11 protein-coding genes are annotated in these 7,539 nt (G+C 68.5%); 9 read left to right on the forward strand and 2 right to left on the reverse strand.

Annotated elements, in window-relative coordinates; genetic code table 11:
- Positions 1 to 227 precede the first annotated feature (227 nt).
- The 6 genes from GA0115254_RS46545 to GA0115254_RS27685 all read left to right on the forward strand — a co-directional run bounded on the left by GA0115254_RS46545 (position 228) and on the right by GA0115254_RS27685 (position 3,634).
- A complete protein-coding gene (locus tag GA0115254_RS46545; protein WP_256102807.1) occupies positions 228 to 401 on the forward strand; it encodes a hypothetical protein in 174 nt (57 codons plus the stop codon).
- A 117-nt stretch (positions 402 to 518) separates the two neighbouring features.
- Entirely contained in the window at positions 519 to 830 is a 312-nt protein-coding gene (locus GA0115254_RS27670; RefSeq protein ID WP_093898018.1) for a hypothetical protein, read from the forward strand.
- A 254-nt stretch (positions 831 to 1,084) separates the two neighbouring features.
- Entirely contained in the window at positions 1,085 to 1,864 is a 780-nt protein-coding gene (locus GA0115254_RS27675; protein WP_093898019.1) for a 2OG-Fe(II) oxygenase, read from the forward strand.
- Positions 1,865 to 1,959: 95 nt separating this feature from the next.
- Positions 1,960 to 2,691: a 2OG-Fe(II) oxygenase gene (locus GA0115254_RS27680; protein ID WP_256102808.1), complete on the forward strand. Its 732-nt coding sequence runs from the start codon at positions 1,960 to 1,962 to the stop codon at positions 2,689 to 2,691.
- Complete coding sequence (locus GA0115254_RS44735; RefSeq protein ID WP_176740313.1) at positions 2,688 to 2,831, forward strand: hypothetical protein; 144 nt, start codon at positions 2,688 to 2,690, stop codon at positions 2,829 to 2,831. The genes GA0115254_RS27680 and GA0115254_RS44735 overlap by 4 nt, the downstream gene beginning before the upstream one ends.
- 110 nt (positions 2,832 to 2,941) lie before the next feature.
- On the forward strand, positions 2,942 to 3,634 hold the full coding sequence (locus tag GA0115254_RS27685) for an RraA family protein (protein ID WP_093898020.1): 693 nt from the start codon (positions 2,942 to 2,944) through the stop codon (positions 3,632 to 3,634).
- Between the two features lie 125 nt (positions 3,635 to 3,759).
- On the opposite strand, the gene GA0115254_RS27690 is transcribed toward GA0115254_RS27685, so the two are convergent.
- Entirely contained in the window at positions 3,760 to 4,812 is a 1,053-nt protein-coding gene (locus GA0115254_RS27690; protein ID WP_093898021.1) for a polyprenyl synthetase family protein, read from the reverse strand.
- Positions 4,809 to 5,873 (reverse strand): tetratricopeptide repeat protein, encoded by a 1,065-nt coding sequence (locus tag GA0115254_RS27695; protein WP_093898022.1) that lies wholly within the window; start codon positions 5,871 to 5,873, stop codon positions 4,809 to 4,811. Before GA0115254_RS27695 ends, GA0115254_RS27690 begins: the two co-directional genes overlap by 4 nt.
- Positions 5,874 to 6,090: 217 nt before the next feature.
- On the opposite strand from GA0115254_RS27695, the gene GA0115254_RS27700 reads away from it, so the two are divergent.
- The 3 genes from GA0115254_RS27700 to GA0115254_RS27715 all read left to right on the forward strand — a co-directional run bounded on the left by GA0115254_RS27700 (position 6,091) and on the right by GA0115254_RS27715 (position 7,431).
- Positions 6,091 to 6,420, forward strand: coding sequence for a hypothetical protein (locus tag GA0115254_RS27700; protein WP_093898023.1), 330 nt, complete (start codon positions 6,091 to 6,093; stop codon positions 6,418 to 6,420).
- Positions 6,421 to 6,526: 106 nt separating this feature from the next.
- On the forward strand, positions 6,527 to 6,988 hold the full coding sequence (locus tag GA0115254_RS27705) for a hypothetical protein (RefSeq protein ID WP_093898024.1): 462 nt from the start codon (positions 6,527 to 6,529) through the stop codon (positions 6,986 to 6,988).
- 251 nt (positions 6,989 to 7,239) lie between these two features.
- Positions 7,240 to 7,431 carry a DUF6381 family protein gene (locus GA0115254_RS27715; protein WP_093898026.1) on the forward strand — a complete coding sequence of 64 codons (192 nt, stop codon included), beginning with the start codon at positions 7,240 to 7,242 and terminating at the stop codon, positions 7,429 to 7,431.
- The last annotated feature ends 108 nt before the right edge of the window (positions 7,432 to 7,539 follow it).

A 7,539-nucleotide genomic window follows, 5' to 3' on the forward strand; every position in this document is an offset into this window, starting at 1 on the left:
CCCCCCATGTGCCGGTCGGTCTCAGGCATGATGATCCTGCGGCACTGTCAGGATCTGGCAGTCGGAACGGGGGGAAGATGACGCAGTGGCCCGAGGGTCCCGCTGCCGACCCGGAACGGGCGCGCGAGCGGTACGACTCCGATATCCGGGCGGTGCGCAGGGACTTGCGGGAGGCAGCGCGGGCAGACCTCCCTGCCGCGCATTTCGGTCTGGGGACCGTAGTCGTTGTGAGTACGGTCGTTGGCCGGCTCGCAGGGCCTGTAGCCGGTGCCCTTGTGGCGGGCGCCTTTGCCGCACTGTTCCTTGTGACACTGGCGGTCATGCGCCTTCGAGGCGCCCGCGGACGGGAAGCGACCCGGCGGGCGTATCTGTTCTCCTTCGGCTGGGCGAACTGGATCTAGGCTCGGCCTGAAGGCGAGGCCCGATGCCGACACGCCGCTCCGGCCGACACCATTTTTGCCGGTGGCGTTGTGACAGACGGCTGGCGCGCACTGCATGAGGGGTGCTCTGATCAGTGCATGGCAAGTGCGAGCTGCGTGACGCGGAACCACATTGATCTGTGGAACGAACGATTTCTGGGGGAGGGACCGGTTCCGATCAGCTTCGGCATCGTGCTCCGTGGTTCTCTGCTCCCCGTCATCATCTGGCTGGTGGTGCTTGTCTTCGGGTGTGTCATCTACGGCCCCGTAGTGGCTGTGGTCATCGGGGGACTCTTCGTCGCCTTGTTCCTCGCAGGCTTTGTGTTTCGAAGGAGATCCGGGCACTCCATCAAGTGCAGCTTCTACGGTGCGGTGGGCGGCGTGCTCGACAAGTCGATGCTGGGGCTCTGAGCCGCTTCAGTCGTTCGCCCGGTCCGTCGACGCGGTGGACACGAGCCTCGGGCTGCTCGCAGCACACGAGCCGTAGCGCAATGTCCGAATAGCGCCAGACTTGCTGCCCGGGGGCAGCCAGCATTGATCGTCGAGGGCTTTCGGCTGCGCCGCCGCGACAGTGCGCAGGCTGTGAAGCCGCACGCACCCGCGCCGTCGAGGCGTCTGCCGGACGCCGGCCGCTGCGACGACAACACACCACCGAGGAAGACACCATGAACCACTCCGCCGTCGCCCCGACGATGTTCGGTGACATACCCCGGACCGGTGAGGCACCGCACGTTCCCTACGACAAGGACCTGCCCGCATTGAGCGAGCTGGACTGGCCTGCTCTGTACGGGCAGTTGAACGAGCGCGGTGTTGCGCTCACCCCGCCCCTGCTCAGCCGCGAGCTGTGCGAGGAACTCATCGGCACGTTCGACGAGAAAGGAATGTTCCGCAGCACGGTGGTGATGCAGCGCTACAACTTCGGCCGCGGCACCTACAAGTACTACGCGAACCCACTCCCACCGCTGGTGCAGGCGCTGCGCGAGAGCCTCTACCCGCCGATGGCGTGGATGGCCAACCAATGGGCGCCGATGCTGGGTGAACGCACCTTCCCCGACACGCTTGCGGAACTCACCGAGGAGTGCGCCGCCAACGGCCAGAACCGCCCTACTCCGCTGATCCTCACCTACGGGGAGGGTGACTACGCCTGCCTGCATCAGGACATCTACGGCGACGTCGTGTTCCCGCTGCAGATCGCGATCATGCTGAACCGGCCGGGCCAGGACTTCACGGGCGGGGAGAACGTCTTTGTCGAACAGCGCCCCCGCTCTCAGTCGAAGGCCGTTGTCGTCAAGCCGGAGCTGGGCCAAGGGATGATCTTCCCGGTCCGCCATCGGCCGGTGCGTGGCAGGAACGGCTATCGCCGGCACCCTGTACGGCACGGCACCGGAGCCGTTGAATCCGGGCGACGCAATACCTTGGGCCTCATCTTTCACAACGCCCGCTGAATCCATCCGCCAGTTTCCGGCAGGCAACGGCTGCGCCACGAAGGCGACGCCCACGACCTCGCCCGTTGCCCACCGCATATCGAGGAACGAGACCCGTGATCGACACAACACGCCCGGCCCGAACCGCGAGCGACCTGGTCGACGCCACCGATTGGGCGGTACTCACCGACGAGGTCGACGCATACGGCAGTGCGCTGACCGGACAGCTTCTCACCCATGACCGGTGCCGCGAGCTCGCCGGGCAGTACGACGAGACCGAACGCTTCCGCTCAACCGTCGACATGGCCCGCCACCGATTCGGCTCCGGCCAGTACCGCTACTTCACCCACGATCTGCCCGAGGTGGTCCGGGAGTTGCGCGAGGCGTTCTATCCGCACCTGCTCCCGATCGCCCGTGCCTGGGCCGACAGATCGGGAAAGCCCGCCCCTTGGCCGGACGAGTTGGAGGAATGGCTCGACATGTGTCACGCGGCCGGGCAGTCCAAGTCCTCCCAGATCCTCCTGCGTTATGGTGCCGGAGACTGGAACGCCCTGCACCGCGACGTCTTCGGCGACATGCTCTTCCCGCTCCAGGTCGTCATCGGACTCGACGCACCGGGCACCGACTACACCGGTGGCGAGTTCCTCATGACCGAGCAGCGCCCCCGCGCCCAGTCCCGGGGATCGGCCACCGTCCTTCCCCAGGGGCACGGGCTGGTCTTCACCACCCGCGACCGGCCGGTCGCCTCCAAACGCGGCTGGTCGACCACATCCGTGCGGCACGGAGTCAGCACCGTCCGCTCCGGCCGGCGCCGCACCCTCGGCCTCGTCTTCCACGACGCCAAATGAACGACCGCACCGATGCCCGCCAAGAAGCCGGTCAGCGCATCCGCACACTGCTCGGCCCCGACGGCGAGCTCTGCCGCAACGCCCTGGCGAAGGCCCCGGCAACTGTTGCGCAAGCCCTCATCGCCCGGCTCACCGGCTGACGCGGCCCGTCGACGCGTTGAGACCACGCCAGTAGCATCGTGCTCCTGCGTCGCTGTTGTATTCGCGTGCCGCCGACGGGCGACGACCGCACCGTGCCTGGGAGAACACCATGCTGAAGGTTTTCGATGACCTGTCCACACCACTCGTGGCCGATGCCTGCCTCCGTGTCGATGTGCCGCTGCGTGTCGCACCATCCGGTATCGGAGCGGTGATCTCAGGACACCGGATCGCGGGCCGGGCACTGCCGGTGCGGCACTACGGCAGCGTGGACGTGTTCCTGGAGGCGTTCGGCAAGACCGGGCAGGGTGACGTGCTGGTCATCGACAACGGCGGCCGGTCGGACGAGGCGTGTATCGGAGATCTCGCGGTACTCGAGGCCCGAGCGGCGGGCGTGGCGGCCCTTGTGGTGTGGGGGCTGCACCGCGACACCCCGGAACTGGTGGAGATCGGCCTTCCCGTGTTCAGCTACGGCAACTACCCGCCCGGTCCTGTCCGGTTGGACGAGCGGGAACCGGAGGCTCTGACCACGGCCCGGTTCGGCCCGCACCTGGTGAGCGGAGATGACATCGTCTTCGGCGACGAGGACGGCGTGTTGTTCGTTCCGGCCGAGCATGTCGAAGAAGTGCTCGCGACGGCGCACACGATCCGGCAGACCGAGCGTGAACAGGCCCGCAGGATCAGGGCGGGCGAGACACTGCGCAAGCAGACGTCCTTCGATGACTATCTGGCACAGCGCGCGGCCGATCCGTCGTACACCTTTCGGCAGCATCTCCGGCGGACCGGTGGGGCCATCGAGGAGTAAAGGGGCCCCGGTGGGCGCGGGGGCCCGTCAGCTCTCCGCCGCGATTCAGGATGTGCAGGGTGCCGGCCCCCTGGCATCGACGGGGAGCCGGGGGAGTGGTGACCCGGTCGGGGTCCCGCGTCGGTTCACATCGTGCGGTCGACGAAGAACGGGAGAAGCGCGAGGATTTCACCGAGCGCAGCCGGGGCCAGCGGAACGCCGTCCAGGCTGCGGCGGGCGCTCTCCAGTTGCTGGTGGGCTTCGGCCAGTGTCGCGGCGCGTCCACCGGCTTCTTCGACGAGGTCGGCTGCCCGCCGGGTGGCGGTGCGGTCGAGCGGGTTGCCGGTGCCGAGGAGCGTGGCGAGGCGCCGGGCAGCGGGGTGGTCCGTGGCCAGGGCCGCGAGGACGGGGTACGTCTTCTTCAGCCGGCGCAGATCACTGTGGACGGGTTTGCCCGTGACCTGCGGATCTCCCCAGATCCCCAGAAGATCGTCCACGGCCTGGAATGCCACCCCGAGGTGCCGACCGGCCCCGGTGAGGGCGTCGACGGTCGTGGCAGGGGCTCCGGCCAGGACCCCGCCCAGGCCTGCCGCACAGCCGAGCAGCGCGCCGGTCTTGTGCTCGGCCATCCACCGGTACTCGTGCGGCTGCACCGCTTCGGGTCCGGTCCAGGGCCGGGACTCGAAGAGCAGGTCCTCGGCCTGACCGCGCACCAGGTCGGCCAGTGTTCCGGCGAGATGCCGGACCGCTGCCGCACTGTGCACGCCCGGAGCGTCGGCCAGAGTCTGTACAGCCAGGGCGAAGAGCGCGTCCCCGGCGAGGATCGCGGGGCCGGTCCCGTACACCTTCCAGACGGTGGCGCGCTGTCTGCGCGTCTCGTCGCCGTCCATGATGTCGTCGTGCAGGAGGGAGAAGACATGGACCAGCTCGACGGCGACCGCGCCGACGACGGCGTCGTCCGCAGGGGCGCCGGCGGCCTCGGCACTCAGCAGCGCGAGAGCCTGGCGCACCCCCTTGCCCTGTGAGCCCGTGACGGGTCTGCCGTCCGCCGTGTCCCACCCGAGGGAGAAGGCGGCCATCTCCGCGTGCCACGGGTGCAGACGCTGCACGGCCTGTGCAAGCGCCGGGCGTACGAGGTCGCGACAGCGGGCGAGGATCTGCGGTGCCGTGGCCCGGTGGGTTACGGGTGGTGGTGTCATCGTCGTGCGCTTTCGTCGTCCGTCTCCCCACCGACCGGTGTCACACCGAGTTCGGCGTACGCCTTGTCCACCATGTCCCGGGCGTTGAGCAGGCCGATCCGGCTCAGGGTGTGGCGCAACTCGCCGAGATCGGCGGCGGTCTCGTTCGGGTCGCGGCCGAGCCGGGCGAGCGACTTGACGAGACCGAGCCGGGCCAGCGCTTCACCGCGAGGTTCGGACATGGCGCGGAACTCGGCAAGTGCTTCCTCGTAGACCTGGCGCGCCTCCTCGTAACGGCCGGCGCGGAAGAGCACGTTGGCGCGCATCTTGTGGTTGTACGCGAGCGCACTGGACAACTTCATCTCACGGCAGGTGAGTTCGGCCTCCGTGAGCAGGGCCAGGGCACGCTCCGGATCGTCGTCCCGCAGGGAGATGATGTCGGCCATGCCGCGCAGGGCCCACGCTCGGCCACGTCGGTCGTCCGCATTCCCGGCCAACTGCGCCGCTTCCTCGAACATGGCCAGGGCACTGTCGAGCGATCCGGTGTTGCGGTGGATCTGTGCGATGCCCTCCAGCGCCCACACGGTGTGGCGCGCCTCGCCACGGGCGCGCGCCTCGGCGAGCAGCTGTTCGTGCAGGACGGCGACGGTCCGGTAGTCGCCCTGTATTCGCCCGGTCTCCGCAAGGCCGGCGAGGGAGTAGCCGCGGGCGACGATATCCCCGCCGCGTTTCCCCATGTCGGCCGCGAGCCCCAACAGCCTGAAAGCGAGCCTGAGTTCACCGCGCTGGCGGGCGAGTGTCCCACCGCTCCACAGCGCCCAGGCCATAGCCCCCAGGTCACCGGCCGAGCGTGCGGCCCGGTAGCTGGCCTTCCACGCCTGATCGGCTTCCTTCACGTTGCCGAGCCTGCGATGCGCCTCGGCGACCGCGAGCCCGCATCGCGCCACTTCCTGCTGCGAGCCGCTGTGTTCGGCCTCCCTCAAGTGACGTAATCCTTCTGCCAGTACATCCGTGAGTGAGGAGTTCACCGACATCTTGGTGAGGGCGCCTTGGTACTCGGGCGCCAGTGCCTTGCTGTGCATGGGAGCCTTTCGCGTGCGACCGGGCGGTAGCAGAGCAACTATACATATCGTGTATACGTAAAGTGCATAGTTGTCCGGCGATCGGACCCGGGCACTCGTGGGGGGCGGACGTGGCTTGTCGCCTGCGGCGAACCGCCTTGCTGTGGATCAAGACGGCAGTGGCGTGTCCGAGGTTGCTCCGCGATCAACAGAAGTCGACATTGCCCGTACCGGGAGGATGTCCAAAGACGTCGTCGAGACGACGACCGGAACGCCCGTGGCGCACATCGGCAGCTTCGGCCTTCCGTCGGCCTCGGGCCGGTTCGGGAGCGCCGATCAAGGATTCATCGAGCCTTACCTCACGGCCGGGTGCGGCCGGCGCGTCACCGTGACATACGGCAAGCCGGTCGGCACCGAGGCCGGCGTCGACTACACGGGCAGCTTTCCCACCGTCACCGATACGTCGTCCGGAAGCTGCTTGAGCACCGCTTCGCAGACGACGGGCCAGGGGCAGGAGGTCACGGTGACGGGTAACGCGTCGGCAGCGGCTGTCAGCCCCACCTCGTAGTTGAATCGGCACCGGACGCGGCCGGTCGGCACTCCACGTGAAGCGTCCCCGGCGCCTTCTGGCTAAGCTCGACGAGGGGCCGAGTACCGGATCGACGGAGGCTCTCATGATGACCACACTCGAACCGCGCGATGTGCCCCCTCGCCTTGCCACCGGTGCGTTCATCCTGAACTCCGGCCTGGGCAAGCTGAAAGCGGACGAGGAGACGGCCCAGGGCGTGCACGGCATGGCTTGTATTGCCTACCCGTTCCTCAAAAGGATCGAGGCCAAGCGGTTCACCCGGCTGCTCGGTCTGACGGAGATGACGGTCGGCGGAACCCTCCTCTGCCCCTTCGTGCCGACCCGACTGGCCGGACTGGTGCTGACAGGGTTCTCCAGCGGCCTGCTCGGCCTGTACCTGCGGGTCCCGGGGATGCGGGAGCCCGGCAGCCTGCGGCCCACCCGGAACGGCACCCCGCTGGCCAAGGACTCCTGGATGCTGGCGATCGGACTCGGCTTCCTGAGCGCGGACGCCCACTGGGCGGGCGCCCTCGCATCCCGCTGTCCCCGGCGCCGGTCCCGAGGCTGATGGGCCGGCCGGGGCCCGGGTGGGGGGCTGCGGATGAGCGAGAGCGCGGTGAAGGCCCACGTCAGGCGCATCCTGCCTACTCTGGAGGTGGGAAACCGCGTCCCGAGCGGCGTCGCCGCCCGGGACGACGGGCCGGCGGATGACCCTCTGCTGCGCCGGGCGCAACAGTGGGTGACTGCCTGGAGTGCGCTGCTCCGGAAAAGCCTGATCCGTGGTGGCGCCCGCTCCGCCCGCAGATCCAAGGAGTGATCATGAGCGAATCGGAAGAATATCGCGGTCGCGTGAGGCAGATGCGCGCCAAGGCGAAGGATCTCAAGGACGCAGCCGAGCGCACCACCGACCCCAAGGAAAGCCAACGCCTGAAGGAGAAGGCCCGCAGGCTCGAAGCGGAGAGCGATCAGGTCAGCGGCATGGCGAGCGGGGACATCTATCCCATGGAGTAGTCGCCGCCGGGTGGCTGCCGAACACCAGGGCTGCTCCACCCCGACGCCGTGGGCGCACAACCGTCGCGCGGCCCCTGAGCGCTGCTGCTCAGGGGCCGCGCACGCCGA

The sequence above is a fragment of the Streptomyces sp. Ncost-T10-10d genome, assembly GCF_900091955.1.
In the GTDB taxonomy this organism is placed as follows: domain Bacteria; phylum Actinomycetota; class Actinomycetes; order Streptomycetales; family Streptomycetaceae; genus Streptomyces.

Coding starts and splice junctions, on each gene's coding strand:
- GA0115254_RS27670 (WP_093898018.1), top strand. CDS start 519: ATGGCAAGTGCGAGCTGCGTGACGCGGAACCACATTGATCTGTGGAAC.
- GA0115254_RS27675 (WP_093898019.1), top strand. CDS start 1,085: ATGAACCACTCCGCCGTCGCCCCGACGATGTTCGGTGACATACCCCGG.
- GA0115254_RS44735 (WP_176740313.1), top strand. CDS start 2,688: ATGAACGACCGCACCGATGCCCGCCAAGAAGCCGGTCAGCGCATCCGC.
- GA0115254_RS27685 (WP_093898020.1), top strand. CDS start 2,942: ATGCTGAAGGTTTTCGATGACCTGTCCACACCACTCGTGGCCGATGCC.
- GA0115254_RS27690 (WP_093898021.1), bottom strand. CDS start 4,812: ATGACACCACCACCCGTAACCCACCGGGCCACGGCACCGCAGATCCTC.
- GA0115254_RS27695 (WP_093898022.1), bottom strand. CDS start 5,873: ATGCACAGCAAGGCACTGGCGCCCGAGTACCAAGGCGCCCTCACCAAG.
- GA0115254_RS27700 (WP_093898023.1), top strand. CDS start 6,091: ATGTCCAAAGACGTCGTCGAGACGACGACCGGAACGCCCGTGGCGCAC.
- GA0115254_RS27705 (WP_093898024.1), top strand. CDS start 6,527: ATGATGACCACACTCGAACCGCGCGATGTGCCCCCTCGCCTTGCCACC.
- GA0115254_RS27715 (WP_093898026.1), top strand. CDS start 7,240: ATGAGCGAATCGGAAGAATATCGCGGTCGCGTGAGGCAGATGCGCGCC.